Origin of the sequence: Burkholderia sp. E168m22, from assembly GCF_001319805.1 — a bacterium.
Taxonomy (GTDB): Bacteria; Pseudomonadota; Gammaproteobacteria; order Burkholderiales; family Burkholderiaceae; genus Burkholderia; species Burkholderia orbicola.
Window position 1 is genome coordinate 1 of the sequence record NZ_BBSK01000078.1, and the last position, 13,352, is coordinate 13,352.

The 13,352-nt window shown below is 68.0% G+C and carries 16 protein-coding genes; 8 read left to right on the plus strand and 8 right to left on the minus strand.

Annotated elements, in window-relative coordinates; translation table 11 throughout:
• On the minus strand, positions 1 to 1,151 hold a 1,151-nt coding region (locus AP428_RS17830), incomplete at its 3' end, for a PLP-dependent aminotransferase family protein (protein ID WP_054928339.1).
• A gap of 124 nt (positions 1,152 to 1,275) precedes the next feature.
• On the opposite strand from AP428_RS17830, the gene AP428_RS17835 reads away from it, so the two are divergent.
• Positions 1,276 to 2,163, plus strand: coding sequence for a DMT family transporter (locus AP428_RS17835; RefSeq protein ID WP_011547268.1), 888 nt, complete (start codon positions 1,276 to 1,278; stop codon positions 2,161 to 2,163).
• 193 nt (positions 2,164 to 2,356) lie between these two features.
• Here AP428_RS17835 and lysA read toward each other — a convergent pair whose 3' ends face one another.
• A complete protein-coding gene (gene lysA, locus AP428_RS17840; protein WP_011547269.1) occupies positions 2,357 to 3,595 on the minus strand; it encodes a diaminopimelate decarboxylase in 1,239 nt (412 codons plus the stop codon).
• 108 nt (positions 3,596 to 3,703) lie between these two features.
• Here lysA and AP428_RS17845 point away from each other — a divergent pair, with 108 nt between their 5' ends.
• Together AP428_RS17845 and AP428_RS17850 are read left to right on the plus strand one after the other, a co-directional pair.
• On the plus strand, positions 3,704 to 4,618 hold the full coding sequence (locus AP428_RS17845; protein WP_011547270.1) for a LysR family transcriptional regulator: 915 nt from the start codon (positions 3,704 to 3,706) through the stop codon (positions 4,616 to 4,618).
• Between the two features lie 60 nt (positions 4,619 to 4,678).
• A complete protein-coding gene (locus AP428_RS17850; RefSeq protein WP_041489366.1) occupies positions 4,679 to 5,278 on the plus strand; it encodes a GNAT family N-acetyltransferase in 600 nt (199 codons plus the stop codon).
• A gap of 121 nt (positions 5,279 to 5,399) precedes the next feature.
• Here the strand turns inward: AP428_RS17850 and AP428_RS17855 are convergent, their stop codons facing one another.
• From AP428_RS17855 to AP428_RS17870, 4 genes are all read right to left on the minus strand, one after another.
• Positions 5,400 to 5,978: a DUF4142 domain-containing protein gene (locus AP428_RS17855; RefSeq protein ID WP_011547272.1), complete on the minus strand. Its 579-nt coding sequence runs from the start codon at positions 5,976 to 5,978 to the stop codon at positions 5,400 to 5,402.
• 406 nt (positions 5,979 to 6,384) lie between these two features.
• Complete coding sequence (locus AP428_RS17860; RefSeq protein WP_011547273.1) at positions 6,385 to 7,008, minus strand: HAD hydrolase-like protein; 624 nt, start codon at positions 7,006 to 7,008, stop codon at positions 6,385 to 6,387.
• A 49-nt stretch (positions 7,009 to 7,057) separates the two neighbouring features.
• Positions 7,058 to 7,324, minus strand: a complete 267-nt coding sequence (locus AP428_RS17865; protein WP_011547274.1) for a Txe/YoeB family addiction module toxin — start codon at positions 7,322 to 7,324, stop codon at positions 7,058 to 7,060.
• Positions 7,321 to 7,581 (minus strand): type II toxin-antitoxin system Phd/YefM family antitoxin, encoded by a 261-nt coding sequence (locus AP428_RS17870; RefSeq protein WP_011547275.1) that lies wholly within the window; start codon positions 7,579 to 7,581, stop codon positions 7,321 to 7,323. Before AP428_RS17870 ends, AP428_RS17865 begins: the two co-directional genes overlap by 4 nt.
• Before the next feature lie 222 nt (positions 7,582 to 7,803).
• Between AP428_RS17870 and AP428_RS17875 the strand changes: the two genes are divergently transcribed.
• Together AP428_RS17875 and AP428_RS17880 are read left to right on the plus strand one after the other, a co-directional pair.
• On the plus strand, positions 7,804 to 8,247 hold the full coding sequence (locus AP428_RS17875; protein WP_027806938.1) for a GNAT family N-acetyltransferase: 444 nt from the start codon (positions 7,804 to 7,806) through the stop codon (positions 8,245 to 8,247).
• 57 nt (positions 8,248 to 8,304) lie between these two features.
• A complete protein-coding gene (locus AP428_RS17880) occupies positions 8,305 to 8,523 on the plus strand; it encodes a DUF1653 domain-containing protein (RefSeq protein ID WP_006480837.1) in 219 nt (72 codons plus the stop codon).
• 22 nt (positions 8,524 to 8,545) lie between these two features.
• Here the strand turns inward: AP428_RS17880 and atpC are convergent, their stop codons facing one another.
• Together atpC and atpG are read right to left on the minus strand one after the other, a co-directional pair.
• Positions 8,546 to 9,004 (minus strand): ATP synthase F1 subunit epsilon, encoded by a 459-nt coding sequence (gene atpC, locus AP428_RS17885; protein WP_011694794.1) that lies wholly within the window; start codon positions 9,002 to 9,004, stop codon positions 8,546 to 8,548.
• A 10-nt stretch (positions 9,005 to 9,014) separates the two neighbouring features.
• Positions 9,015 to 9,890 carry an ATP synthase F1 subunit gamma gene (gene atpG / locus AP428_RS17890; RefSeq protein WP_011547278.1) on the minus strand — a complete coding sequence of 292 codons (876 nt, stop codon included), beginning with the start codon at positions 9,888 to 9,890 and terminating at the stop codon, positions 9,015 to 9,017.
• A gap of 145 nt (positions 9,891 to 10,035) precedes the next feature.
• Here atpG and AP428_RS17895 point away from each other — a divergent pair, with 145 nt between their 5' ends.
• The 3 genes from AP428_RS17895 to AP428_RS17905 are packed head-to-tail and all read left to right on the plus strand — an operon-like array spanning position 10,036 to position 13,352.
• Complete coding sequence (locus tag AP428_RS17895; protein WP_011547279.1) at positions 10,036 to 11,004, plus strand: phosphate acetyltransferase; 969 nt, start codon at positions 10,036 to 10,038, stop codon at positions 11,002 to 11,004.
• Between the two features lie 10 nt (positions 11,005 to 11,014).
• Positions 11,015 to 12,223: an acetate/propionate family kinase gene (locus tag AP428_RS17900; protein ID WP_011547280.1), complete on the plus strand. Its 1,209-nt coding sequence runs from the start codon at positions 11,015 to 11,017 to the stop codon at positions 12,221 to 12,223.
• A gap of 7 nt (positions 12,224 to 12,230) precedes the next feature.
• Positions 12,231 to 13,352 carry an alpha/beta fold hydrolase gene (locus AP428_RS17905; protein ID WP_011547281.1) on the plus strand — a complete coding sequence of 374 codons (1,122 nt, stop codon included), beginning with the start codon at positions 12,231 to 12,233 and terminating at the stop codon, positions 13,350 to 13,352.

A 13,352-nucleotide genomic window follows, 5' to 3' on the forward strand; every position in this document is an offset into this window, starting at 1 on the left:
ATCGCATCGGCGAGACGCGCGCGCAGACTGTCGAGATGGCGCCGGTACGTGCCGTCGACCAGCAGCCGGTGCACGACGTTCGCGCCGATCTGCGCATTGCCGAACGACGTCGCGAGCTTCAGGTCGACGAGCGCGTCGATCCACTCCGGGCGCGCGGCGACATAGCCGCAGCGGATCGCGGCCGACAGCGTCTTCGAGAAGCTGCCGATCGACACGACGCGCGACAGCCCGTCGAACGCCGCGAGGCGCGGCGCGGGCGTGCTTTCGAAATCCGCGAAGATGTCGTCCTCGACGATCAGCAGCCCGTGCTCGGCCGCGAGCGTCAGCAGCCGGTGCGCGACGGGCGGCGCGAGCGTCGCGCCGGTCGGGTTGTGCAGCGCGGCGTTGGTGATGTACAGGCGTGGCCGGTGCTCGGCGAGTACTTGCTCGAAGCGCACGAGATCGGGGCCGTTCGGCGTGAACGGCACGCTGACGATCCGTGCACGGTGCGCGCGCAGCAGCGCCTGGAAGTTGAAGTAGCAAGGGTCGTCGAGCACGACGGTATCGCCGGGCTCCAGCAGCAGGCGGCACACGAGGTCGAGCGCGTGCGTGCCGCCGTCGGTCAGCATGATCTGCGCGGGTTCCGCATGGACACCGTGCTGCGCGAGCCGCCACGCGAGCTGCTGGCGCAGCGCGGGCAGGCCGAGCGGCGTCGCATAGTCGGTCAACGCATCGGCTTCGTCGCGCGACACGGCGCGCAGCGCCCGACGCAGGCTTTCGTCGGGCAACCACGACGACGGCAACCATCCGCAGCCGGGCTTTACCGACGTCGGCGCCGCTTCGAGCGACTGGCGCGACAGCCACAGCGGATCGAGCTCGCGATCGAGGCGCGGGCCCAATTCGGCGAGCGCGAGCGGCGGCGCGTGGCCCGACACGTAGAAGCCCGAACCGCGCCGTGCGACGAGCACGCCTTCGCTCGCGAGCCGTTCGTACGCGTCGACGACCGTCGATTTCGACACGCTGAGCGCATCGGCCATCATCCGGATCGACGGCACGCGCGCGCCGGGCATCAGCGCGCGGCTCGCGATCCGCGCGCGCAACGTATCCATGACGGTTTCCACGCGCGTGCGCGACGGCGCGGGCGGGGCGGGAATCGGGGCGGAATGGCGCATGGCGAACGATGAACTGTACGGCCGGTTGTCCAGTACAGTTTGTCTGAATTGTATTGGGCTGTAGCTTACGCCGGTTTCGCCGTCGGCGGATCATCGGTCATCCACTTTCCATTCAGGATTGACCGTGCAAAAGACGACCGACGGATGGCTCAGCGGTTTGCTGGGCGTGATCATCTTCAGTGGCTCGCTGCCCGCGACGCGAGTCGCGGTGCAAGGGCTCGACCCGCTGTTCCTCACGTTCGCCCGCGCGACGATCGCCGGCGCGCTCGGCCTGTTGCTGCTCGTCGTGCTGAAGCAGAAGCGGCCGTCGCGTGCCGAGGCCGTGTCGCTGGCCATCGTCGCGCTTGGTGTCGTGGTCGGTTTCCCGTTGCTGACGGCGCTTGCGCTGAAGCACGTGACGTCGGCGCATGCGATCGTGTTTGTCGGGCTGCTGCCGCTCGCGACCGCGCTGTTCGGCGTGTGGCGCGGCGGCGAACGGCCGCGGTTGCCGTTCTGGATCTTCTCGATCGTCGGCAGCGGCGCGGTGGCCGCGTTCGCGCTGCGCAACGGCGGGCAGGCGTCGGTGGTCGGCGATGCGCTGATGCTGGCCGCGATCGTCGCGTGCGGGCTCGGCTATGCGGAAGGCGCGCGGCTGTCGCGCCAGCTCGGCGGCTGGCAGGTGATTTCGTGGGCGCTCGTGCTGTCGCTGCCGCTGATGCTGCCGCTCACGTGGCTGACCTGGCCCGCGTCGTTCGACGGCGTCGCTGCCGCCGCGCTGTGGGGGCTCGCGTACGTGTCGCTGTTCAGCATGTTGATCGGCTTCGTGTTCTGGTATCGCGGGCTGGCGCTCGGCGGGATCGCGGGCGTCGGCCAGCTGCAGCTGCTGCAGCCGTTCTTCGGCTTCCTGCTCGCGGCCGGGCTGCTGCACGAGACGGTGCCGCCGTCGATGGTCGTCGTGACGGTCGTGGTGGTCGGCTGCGTGGCGGGCGCGAAGTATTTCTCGAAGATGGCGCCCGTGCAGCGCGCAGGGTGACGCAGGGGCAGCGGTGTGTCGCGTATCAGGCCGACGCCCTCCGGTGCGAGGCTGGCGGCAAGCCGGTTGCCGCCGATACGCGTGATCGCGACGTGCGCTCGATCCTGCACCCGATGACGCGGCCCAAGGCAAAACGGCCAGGCTGCCGGTAGCGGCAAGCCTGGCCGTTGGCGTTCGTCACGCCGGGCGGGCGTTACTCGAACGTTTCGAGCGCGAGCAATTCGCCGATCGTCTGCCGGCGGCGGATCAACCGCGGCGTGCCGCGATCGACCAGCACCTCCGGCGCGAGCGGCCGGCTGTTGTAGTTCGACGACATCGACGCGCCGTATGCGCCTGCGTCGTGCAGGAACAGCAGGTCGCCGATCTGCGGCTGCGCGAGCTTTCGGTGCGTGACCACGCCGCCGGCATCCTGCGTGAACACGTCGCCCGATTCGCACAGCGGTCCGGCGATCGCGAGGTCGACGAGCGGCCGGCCGGCGGGCAGCGCGCCATCGTGCGCGTGCACCGACACCGCGTGATAGCTGCCGTACATCGACGGGCGCATCAGGTCGTTGAAGCCGGCGTCGATCAGCACGAAATCGTGCTTCGGCCGACGGTTGACGGCCTGCACTTCGGTGACGAGCGTGCCGGCTTCGGCGACGAGGAAGCGGCCCGGTTCGATCTCGATGCGCACCGGGTGGCCGAGATGCCGTTCGATCCGCTTGCGCGCGGCGTCCCACTGGTTGAAGTAGTGACCGACGTCGACGCGCGGCTCGCCGTCGCGATACGGGATCGACAGGCCGCCGCCGGCCGAGATCGCGTCGATGTCGTGGCCGAGCGACGTGACGAGGTCGACCATCGCATCGCACACCTGCGACAGGTGGCCGTAGTCGACGCCCGAACCGATGTGCATATGGATGCCGACCAGCTTCAGCCCGTACTGGCGCACGATCTCGATCGCGCGCGGTACGTCGTCGATCCAGATGCCGTGCTTGCTCTGCGGGCCGCCGGTGTTGGTCTTGTTGCTGTGGCCGTGGCCGAACCCGGGGTTGACGCGCAGCCACACGCGGTGGCCGGGCGCGTGCTCGCCGATGCGCGCGAGCATGTCGAGCGAGCCGGCGTTCACGGTGACGCCATGCTTGAGCACCGCCGCGAGCGTCGGACGGTCGATCAGGTCGGCCGTGAACACGACGCCTTCCGGCTCGCCGCTCGGGCTGAAACCGGCCGCGAGGCTGCGCTCGATCTCGCCGAGCGATACGGCGTCGACGCACGCGCCTTCGTCACGCATCAGCTTGAGGATATGGACGTTCGAATTCGCCTTCTGCGCATAACGGATCACGTCGAACTGGCGAAGTTGGGCAATGCGGTCGCGGATGACGTCGGCGTCGTACACCCACAGCGGGGTGCCGTATTGCTGCGCGAGGGCCGCGAGCTGGCGGGAATCGAGGGACATGGCGGATGAATCGGATCGAATGAACGGATAGCGCGATGATGCGCCCGATTGGCTATCCAGTAAAATGCCTGTTTATCTTCATTCGATTCATTTCTGATATATACGATCATGCTGACGCACCGTCATATCGAGGTGTTCCGCGCACTGATGGTCACCGGCAGCACGACGCGCGCGGCCGAGATGCTGTACACGTCGCAGCCGACTATCAGCCGCGAACTGGCGCGGATGGAGCAGGTCGTCGGCTTTGCGCTGTTCGAACGCGCGCATGGCCGGCTGCGCCCGACGATGGCCGCACTCACGCTGTTCGACGACGTGCGGCTCGCGTATGTGGGGCTCGAACGCGTCGCGGCGACGGCTGCACGCCTGCGCGAGTTTCGCGACGGGCAACTGTCGGTGATCGCGCTGCCGGCGTTCTCGCACGCGATCCTCCCCGGTGCGTGCCGGCGCTTTCACGATGCGCATGCGGGCGTCAGCGTGTCGGTCGCGACGCAGGAGTCGCCGGTGCTCGAGGAGTGGTTGACCGCCCAACGCTACGACCTCGGGCTGACCGAGCACGATGTCGCGCCGGCCGGCACGGTGCTCACGCCGCTGCTCGAAGTCGATGAAGTGTGCGTGCTGCCCGACGGCCATCCGCTGCTCGCGCAGGACGCGATCGACCTGCTGGATCTCGTCGACCGCCCGTTCGTGAGCCTGTCGCTGAACGATCCGTACCGCATCATGATCGACGAGGCATTCGCGCAACTCGGCGTCGCGCCGCGCTCGGTGGTCGACACGCCGTCGGCCGTCTCGGTGTGCGCGTTCGTGCGGCAGGGGCTCGGGGCTGCGATCGTCAATCCGCTCACTGCGCTCGATTTCGTCGGCCGCGGCCTGCACGTGCGGCCGCTGACGCGGTCGTTTCCGTACCGGGTCAGCGTGATCGTGCCCGAGCACCGGCCGAAGAGCCTGCTCGTCGACGCGTTCGCCGATGCGCTGCGCGGCGAAGCGAAGGCGATCCGCCGCCGGCTCGCCGCGCACCTCGGCTAGCGGCGCCGCCGTATGATGGGCGTTTCGCCGCCATCGCCGTCATTTTCCGGAAATCCCGTCATGACCGACGCATCGTCTTTCCTCGAACAACCGACCCTCACCGGCGAACGTGTCGTTCTGCGCCCGCTCGCCGCATCCGACCGGCAGGCGCTGCTGGACGCTGCCGCCGACGGTGAGTTGTGGAACCTGAAGGTCACGGTCGTGCCGGGCGCGCAGACGGTCGACGCGTACATCGACACGGCGTTGCAGGGACGCGCGGCCGGCACCGTGATGCCGTTCGTGATCGCCGATCGCGCGTCGGGCCGCGCAATCGGCAGCACGCGCTTCTGGAAGATCGATCGCGGGAATCGCAAGCTGGAGATCGGCCATACGTGGCTGAGCGAATCGGCGCAGCGTACGCGCGCGAATACCGAAGCGAAGTGGTTGCTGCTGGCTTATGCGTTCGACACGCTGCGATGCGTGCGCGTGCAGTTCACCACGGACGAGCTGAACGAGAAATCGCGCGCGGCGATTCTGCGGCTCGGTGCGAAACAGGAGGGCATCGTGCGTCACGAACGGATCATGCCGGATGGCCGCAAGCGCAACTCGGTGCGCTTCAGCATCATCGACGACGAATGGCCGGACGTGCGTGCGCGACTCGAGGCGAAGCTGGCGACGTAACGTGTGACGCGGGACGTTGAACGTTGAATGTTGGACGTGCGTCGCGCCGCCGGCAGGGGAGGCGGCAGCGCGACGACGGGGGGAACGGTGCGCCGCGCACGAGGCGCGGCGCTGCATCGCGTTACTGCGCCGATGCGAGGTGGTGACGCTGCGCGAGCTTCTGCGCGTCCGCGTAGTGCGCCTGCAGGATCGGCAGCGCCTGGCGTGCGACTTCCTTCAGCTTGGTGTCGCGGCCCGATGCGATTTCGGCCTGGAATGCCGAGATCGTCTTCTGCTGGCCGGCGAGCGCGACCTGTTCGATGTACGCCTTGTCGAACTCGGCGCCGCGCAGGCTCTTGATGCTGTTCAGCACGGTCGTGTCCGGGTCGTTGGCCGGTACGTCGACGCCGCGCGGGCTCGCCGCGCGCATCGCCTGGATGATCTTCGCGTCGTCGGTCGACACGCGTTGCGCGAACGCCTTGACCTGGCTGTCCGACGTGCGCGAATCGGCGATGCGCGCGGCGTCGTGCTGGGTCGACACGGTCTTCGTGCCGTCCGTGATGAAGGTCTGGTCGGCTTCGTGGATGCGCGTCGCGGTCGCGGCCGGCGCGGCGGATGCCGCGGGTGCCGGTTGCGCGGTTTGCGCGGTCGCCGTCACGGCGACGAGAAGCAGGCCAGCGGCAGACAAGGCAAGGCGCGAAATGTGGGGAAAGCGGTTCATGGGACCTCCTTTCGATCGGGGCTCTGGTTGAAAAACGGATCGTGTGATCCGTCGCTGTGCGAGAGACCGGGCGCGCCCGGGCCGGATTCGACTGCCGCTCTGCCGCGGCGGCGTTCGAAGTGTTTCCCGGCCCGACTGATTCTAGGAGAGCGGTCGGGTAGCAGGTGCAACCGTGCTGTGGCTTGTGTAACGGTTGGTAAGACGAATCGATGAGCATGCGCGCAGGCCGGTAGTGCGTACCTGATGCGCGTGCGGCGGCGGCAATTTTTGCGCGCACGTGGCGCATGCAATGCATGAGATGCGCGTGCGTGTCATCGGCATTTCATCGGTGTGATGTCGTCGCGGCCGTTGCTGTGGCGGCGCGTCGGCGGTGAGTGGTGCGTGTGTGCGTGGCGTGCGTGAAGCGTTACACGCGATCGAGCAGCGCATCGAGGCGCGGCAGCAACGGCGTCGCGCAATGTGCCTGCAACGCGTCGGGCGCCGTGTAGCCCCACGCGACGCCCTGGAAGGCGATACGCGCGTGCCGTGCCGCGTCGGCATCGCGGATTTCGTCGCCGACGTACAGCACTTCGTCGGCGCGCACACCGGCCTCGTGAACGAGCGCGCGCAGACGGCGCGCCTTGCCGAACAGCGGAATGCCGCAGGCAAAATGGTCGACGCGTGCGCCGGCGCGCGGGCCGAGCCGGTCGCGCACGATCTCCTCGGTGTTCGACGTGGCGATCGCGATGCGGATGCCGCGCGCGGCGAGCGCGTCGAACGTTTCGTCGACGCCGGGAAAGAGCCGCACGTTCGCGATGCGCGGCCGCATCAGGCGGCGCATGTCGATCGTCACGCGCGGCACTTTCCACATCGGCACGTCGAGCGCGCGGATGATGTCGCGCGCCGACATGCCGCGCAGCGCGGGGCGCAGTTCGGGCGTCGCGTCGCGAAAGCCGTGCAGGCGCGACGCTTCCGACAGCGCGGCGAGAAAGCTGTCGAGCGAATCGGCGAGCGTGCCGTCGAAGTCGAAGGCGATGAGGCGGTAGGTCATCGGGCGAGGCGTGCGAGGCGGAACGTGGCGAGGTTGGTTGGCGGCCGTGCTACTCGTAATGGTAGCGACAGGACACGATGCTGATTTGAAGGTCGTCAGCCTCGTAGACCAGGCGGTTCGTATCGTCGATGCGGCGCGACCAGAAGCCGGACAGATTGGCTTTCAACGGCTCCGGCTTGCCGATGCCTTCGAACGGCGTGCGCTGGGTTTCGCGAATGAGCTGGTTGATGCGCTTGAGCGTCTTGCGATCCTGTCCTTGCCAGTAGACATAGTCATCCCATGCGTCGGAAGTAAAGAGCACGCGACGTACGCTCATTCATCGTCCTCGGCGAGCTTGTGTTCTTTCGCCTTGCCCTTGCGCAGTTGCGCGATCGAACGTTCGAGATGAGCGACGTTGGCTGGCGAGCGCAGCAGGTGAACCGTCTCCATCAGGCTGTCGTAATAGTCCTGCGACATGATGACGGCGTTCGGTGCATCGCGGCGCGTAATGAGCGTCACGTCCGCATCGTCGACGACCTGGTCGATGACGGTCTTCAGATTGCCGCGGGCATCGGAAAAATGAATCGTGCGCATGGCGTGCCTCACTTGTACGTGTAACCGTACAAGTATAGCACTAACCGAATATATGTACAGAATATTGTACAAGTCTTGAGGCGCTGCGCATGTTGAGTGGCGCCGTGCGGCAGGGCGACGCGTAGCTGATCTCCCGCTACGACGCGGCCAAACCCTTGTCCCGTACCCCACGGCGCGGTATCGTCGATGCTCCGCCTTCCGCCCTCGAACCGGAGAACAGACGTGCCCGCAGCCACCCCCGCCACGCTGAGATTTTCCACCGACAAGCGCGAACTCGACATCGACGCGATCTTCGACTTCCTGCATCGCGACGCGTACTGGTCGCAGGGCATCCCGCGCGACGTGGTCGAGCGGGCGATCGAGGGTTCGCTGTGCTTCGGCGCGTATGTCGGCGACCGGCTCGTCGGGTTCGCGCGGCTCGTCACCGATCACGCGACGTTCGCGTACCTGTGCGACGTGTTCGTGCTGCCGGCCGAACGCGGCAACGGCTACGGCCGCGCGCTGATCGACCACATATTCGCGCAGGAAATGGTGCAGGGCCTGCGCCGCATCATGCTCGCGACGACCGACGCGCACGCGCTGTACCGGCCGGTCGGTTTCGGTCCGCCCGCGAACCCCGAGCGGCTGATGGAGATCCGCCGCCCCGACATCTACACGAAACGCTGACGCGCGGCGCAGCGCATACAATACGCGCTTTCCGTTTTTGCCGAAGAGAAGCACATCATGACCGAACAGGAAGCCGAACAGCTCGCGACGCACCGCCACTACAAGGGCGGCCTGTACCGCTACATCGGCGTTGCCCGCCATTCCGAAACCGAGGAATCGGTAGTCGTCTACGAGCATCTGTGGCCGCATGCGCGCGGGCTGTGGGTGCGGCCGGAAGCGATGTTCAACGGCAATCTCGAAGACGGCACGCCGCGTTTTCGCAAGCTGCGCGACTGAGCGGGCGGTACCGGAGCCGCGGCTAGCCGGCGCTGCCCGGCTTGTCGTGCGGCGCCTGTTGCCGCAGCGCCATCGCAAAGAAGCGCCGGATTTCCTCCATCAATTCCGCACGGGCCGACGCGAAATCGAATGCGCGCCGGTTTTCGTGCGCGTAGCGCTGGCGCCAGTCGTCGGCCGCATGCCGCGCTTCGCGTGTGCGCAGCTCGTCGAGTTCCGGCGTGCGCAGTGCGTGATCGGCGATCAGCGTCACGCCGTCACGGCTGACCTCCAGCACGCCGCCCGCGACGAGGAGGCGGCGATGCTCGCCGGTCGGCGCATCGACGAGCGTCACGACGCCCGGCCTGATTCTCGTGAGTAGCGGCGCGTGGTGCGGGTAGATCCCCAACTCTCCGCTTTCCCCCGGCACGACGACGAAATGCGCGTCGCCGGCATACAGCACCGCTTCCACGCTCACGATGTCGAGTTTCATCGACGTCTTCATGCGGACTCCTTCAGACCGCCGCCGCGCCGGCGACGAGTTCGCACAGCTCGGTGGTGATCTGCGCCTGTCGCGTCTTCTGGTACAGGTGCCGCAGTTCGCGCAGCACGCGGTCGGCGTTGTCCGTCGCGGTCTGCATGCTGAACATCCGCGCGCATTGCTCGCACGCGTAGTTCTCGACGACGGCCTGATAGAGCGTCGCCTCGACGTAGCGCAGCAGCAACGTGTCCACGACGGGTTTGGGCGCGGGCTCGTACAGATAGTCGGACGCGGGCGCGCCATCGGTCGGCGCGTCGGCCCCGGTATCGAGCCCTGCGATCGGCAGCATCGCATCGATGCGCGGCTCGTACGCGAGCGGGCTCGTCAGCCGGTTGTATGCGACGTGCACTTCGTCGAGCTCGCCGTTGACGAACGCGGTCAGCGGCACGAGCAGCGCCCCGAGCAACTGCTCGAAGTGCGGCTCGGCGGCCAGGCCGCTCGCACGGGCCGCGATGGTCGCGCCATGGCGCACGAGCGGCGCGAGGCCGCGCGCGCCGATCACGCTCAGTTCGCACGCGACGCCGGCCCGGTCCCAGCGTTCGAGCGCATCCACGCATTCGACGAGCAGCCGCGCATTGAGCGGGCCGCACAGCCCGCGATCGGTGCTGACGACGATCAGGCCGACGCGGCGCACGGTATCGCGTCGCGCCATCAGTGCCGACACGTGGTCGGGACGTTCGCGCAGCACGCGTTCCGCCATTGCGCCGATGCGTGCCGCGTACGGGCGGAACTCCCGCGCACGTCGCTGCGCGCTCGCCATCTTGGTGCGCGCCATCATTTCCATCGCCTTGGTGATCTTGCGCGTGGACGAGGTACTGGCGATCTTCGAGCGGATTTCGCGTATGTGCATGTCAGGGGGGCGTCGCGGCCATCCGGATGTCATCGTGCGGCTTCATGCTATCGGGACTTCACCTGAAACGATTGACGGAAATCAAACGACGTCGCCCGGTCCCGCACGAGAATCCGTTCACGTGATCCTTGCGAAGGGGCAGTCGATGACCGAGTTGCGCACGCATCAGAAATACGAAGCGCTGATTGCGCGTTGCCGCGCATTGCGCCCGGTGACGGTCGCGGTCGCGCATCCTTGCGACGAGGTCTCGCTGCACGCGGCGGCTGCCGCCGCGCGGGCCGGCATCATCGTGCCCGTGCTGGTGGGCCCGGTGGCGCGCATCACGATGCTCGCCGCGACGCTCGGTGTCGACCTGTCCGGCTATCGGCTCGTGGATGCGCCGCACAGTCATGCGTCGGCGGCACGCGCGGTCGAGCTGGTGCGCGCGGGCGACGCGCAGGCGCTGATGAAGGGCAGCCTGCACACCGACGAGTTGCTGGCCGAGGTGGTGCGCGCCGATACGGGGTTGCGCACCGGGCGGCGCCTGAGCCACGTGTTCATCATGGACGTGCCGACTTACCCCAAGCCGCTGTTCATCACCGACGCGGCCGTCAATATCCGTCCGACGCTCGAACAGAAGGCCGACATCGCGCAGAACGCGATCGATCTCGTGCATGCGCTCGGCATCGCCCGGCCGAAGGTGGCGATCCTGTCGGCGGTCGAGACGGTCAGCTCGAAGCTGCCGTCGACGCTCGACGCGGCCGCGCTGTGCAAGATGGCCGAGCGCGGCCAGATCACCGGCGCGTTGCTCGACGGGCCGCTCGCGCTCGACAACGCGATCAGCCCGGAGGCGGCGCGGCTCAAGCATCTCGATTCCGCGGTCGCGGGCGATGCGGACATCCTGCTCGTGCCCGACCTCGAGGCCGGCAACATGCTCGCGAAAGAGCTGACGTTCCTCGCGAATGCCGATGCGGCCGGCATCGTGCTCGGCGCGCGCGTGCCGGTGATCCTGACGAGTCGCGCGGACAGCGAACGCACGCGCCTGGCGAGCTGCGCGGTAGCGGCGCTCGTCGCGGCGGCACGCACCGCGGCGGTGCCCGTGGCCGCGCCGACGGTTGCGGCCGACGCACACTGACGGGGCCGCGATGCGACATCCTGTCCTGGTGCTCAACGCCGGCTCGTCGAGCCTCAAGTTTTCGGTCTACGACACGCACGAGGATTGTTCGCTCGATGCGGGCCTGCACGGGCAGGTCGAGAACCTGCATGACACCCCGCATCTGTTCGTGACCGATGCACATGGCGCGACGCTCGCCGACAGCGCCGTCGCGCGACCGGGGCATCAAGGCGCGATCGAGGCGCTGCACGCGTGGTTCGCCGCTCACGTCGGGCGGGAGGCCGCGTTGGACGGCGTCGGGCACCGGGTCGTGCATGGCGGCCCGTATTTCACCGCGCCGGTGCGGATCGACGCGCGCGTGCTCGATGCAATCGCGGCGCTTGCGCCGCTCGCACCGCTGCACCAGCCGCATCACGTCGACGCGATTCGCGCGGTGGCCGCGGTTGCGCCGAACCTGCCGCAGGTCGCGTGTTTCGACACCGCGTTCCATGCGACGGTGCCGGCGCTCGAACGGGAGTTCGCGTTGCCGCGCGCGCTGACCGAGCAGGGCATCGTGCGCTACGGGTTTCACGGGCTGTCGTACGAGTACATCGCGACGGCGCTCGCGGCCCTCGATCCGTCGTGGATGCAGCACCGGACGGTGGTCGCGCACCTCGGTAACGGCGCAAGCCTGTGTGCGCTCGCGAACGGCCGCAGCGTCGCGACGACGATGGGGTTCACGGCCGTCGACGGGCTGCCGATGGGCACACGCACCGGCGCGCTGGACCCCGGCGTGATCCTGTACCTGCAGCGTCACACGGGCCGCTCGCTCGACGAGGTCGAGCATCTGATCTATGCCGAATCGGGCTTGCTGGGCGTGTCGGGCGTGTCGAGCGACATGCGCACGCTGCTCGCGAGCGACGCACCGTCGGCCGCGCATGCGGTCGAGCTGTTCGCCTATCGCGCGGCCCGCGAACTCGCCGCGCTGGCCGGCGTGCTCGGCGGTCTCGACACGCTCGTGTTCACGGCGGGCATCGGCGAGCACGCGCCGCGCGTGCGCGAACGGATCTGCCGCCGCGCGGCGTGGCTCGGCATCGTACTCGACGACGCGGCGAACGCGGCCGGCCTGCCGGTGATGTCGAGCGACGCGTCGCGCGTGACGGTGCGCGTGATCCCGACCGACGAGAACCTGATGATCGCGCGCCACACGCGCCGCGTGCTGGACGACGCGATTCCCTCCACGCCGTATCCGACCCGGTGAGACTTCGATGACAGCACGCGACACGCCTTCTCCCGCCGTCAGCGCCCCCGCGCTGCCGATTTTCTGGCCGATGGCTGCCGCCACGGCGATGTTCGCGGCCGGCGCCGAGATCGCGGCGCGCAATCTGCGCTTTCTCGCGGAAGAGGAGAAGCTCCATTTCGAAGCACATCCGGCGCTGGCATCGCCGAACCGGCCGTTGCTGGAACTGCGGACGATGACGTTTCGCGATTATTCGGCCGCGCCGGCGCACGGGCTGCCGACGATCGTCGATGCGCCGTACGCGGGACACAGCGCGATGATCGCCGACTACCAGCCGGGGCAGAGCCTGATGCAGACGCTGCGCGAGCACGGCGTGACGCGTGTGTACCTGACCGACTGGCGCTCGGCCACCGAGGACATGAAGGACCTCGAGATCGACCAGTATCTGGCCGAGCTGAACGTGTGCGTCGACGAACTCGGCGGCCGCGTGAATCTCGTCGGGCTGTGCCAGGGCGGCTGGATGTCGGCGATGTATGCGGCACGTTTCCCGCACAAGGTCGCGAGCCTCGTGCTGGCGGGCTCGCCGATCGACACCGACGCGGGCGACGGCCCGATCAAGCGGATGGTGCACACGTATCCGACGGCGTTCTACGACGAACTCGTCGCGATGGGCGGCGGGCTGATGCGTGGGCGCTTCATGCTGCGCGGCTGGAAGAACATGCATCCCGACCAGCACTATCTCGCCGAGCACATCGACCTGTACGAGCATCTCGACGATCCGGAATACCTGCGCAAGCGCGAGGTGTTCGCGAACTGGTACGAAAGCCCGATCGACCTGCCGGGACGCTGGTACCTGCAGGCGATCGTGCAGATCTTCAAGGAGAACCGGCTCGCGAAAGGTACGTTCGTCGCGCTCGGGCGCACGCTCGACCTGAAGGACGTCGCGTGCCCGGTCTATCTGCTCGCCGGCGAGGCCGACGACATCACGACGCCGGAGCAGGTGTTCGGCGCGCGCGATCTTCTCGGGACGCCCGCGTCGCGGATCGAGAGCCGGCTCGTGCCGGGCGGCCATATAGGCATGTTCATGGGGACGCGCACGCTGGCGACGGTGTGGCCCGACATCGCGCGATGGATCGCGGCGCAGCGCTAG

Coding starts and splice junctions, on each gene's coding strand:
- AP428_RS17865 (WP_011547274.1), bottom strand. CDS start 7,324: ATGAGCGTACGTCGCGTGCTCTTTACTTCCGACGCATGGGATGACTAT.
- AP428_RS17860 (WP_011547273.1), bottom strand. CDS start 7,008: ATGACCTACCGCCTCATCGCCTTCGACTTCGACGGCACGCTCGCCGAT.
- AP428_RS17850 (WP_041489366.1), top strand. CDS start 4,679: ATGACCGACGCATCGTCTTTCCTCGAACAACCGACCCTCACCGGCGAA.
- atpC (WP_011694794.1), bottom strand. CDS start 9,004: ATGAAGACGTCGATGAAACTCGACATCGTGAGCGTGGAAGCGGTGCTG.
- atpG (WP_011547278.1), bottom strand. CDS start 9,890: ATGCACATACGCGAAATCCGCTCGAAGATCGCCAGTACCTCGTCCACG.
- lysA (WP_011547269.1), bottom strand. CDS start 3,595: ATGTCCCTCGATTCCCGCCAGCTCGCGGCCCTCGCGCAGCAATACGGC.
- AP428_RS17900 (WP_011547280.1), top strand. CDS start 11,015: ATGCGACATCCTGTCCTGGTGCTCAACGCCGGCTCGTCGAGCCTCAAG.
- AP428_RS17905 (WP_011547281.1), top strand. CDS start 12,231: ATGACAGCACGCGACACGCCTTCTCCCGCCGTCAGCGCCCCCGCGCTG.
- AP428_RS17870 (WP_011547275.1), bottom strand. CDS start 7,581: ATGCGCACGATTCATTTTTCCGATGCCCGCGGCAATCTGAAGACCGTC.
- AP428_RS17880 (WP_006480837.1), top strand. CDS start 8,305: ATGACCGAACAGGAAGCCGAACAGCTCGCGACGCACCGCCACTACAAG.
- AP428_RS17855 (WP_011547272.1), bottom strand. CDS start 5,978: ATGAACCGCTTTCCCCACATTTCGCGCCTTGCCTTGTCTGCCGCTGGC.
- AP428_RS17895 (WP_011547279.1), top strand. CDS start 10,036: ATGACCGAGTTGCGCACGCATCAGAAATACGAAGCGCTGATTGCGCGT.
- AP428_RS17845 (WP_011547270.1), top strand. CDS start 3,704: ATGCTGACGCACCGTCATATCGAGGTGTTCCGCGCACTGATGGTCACC.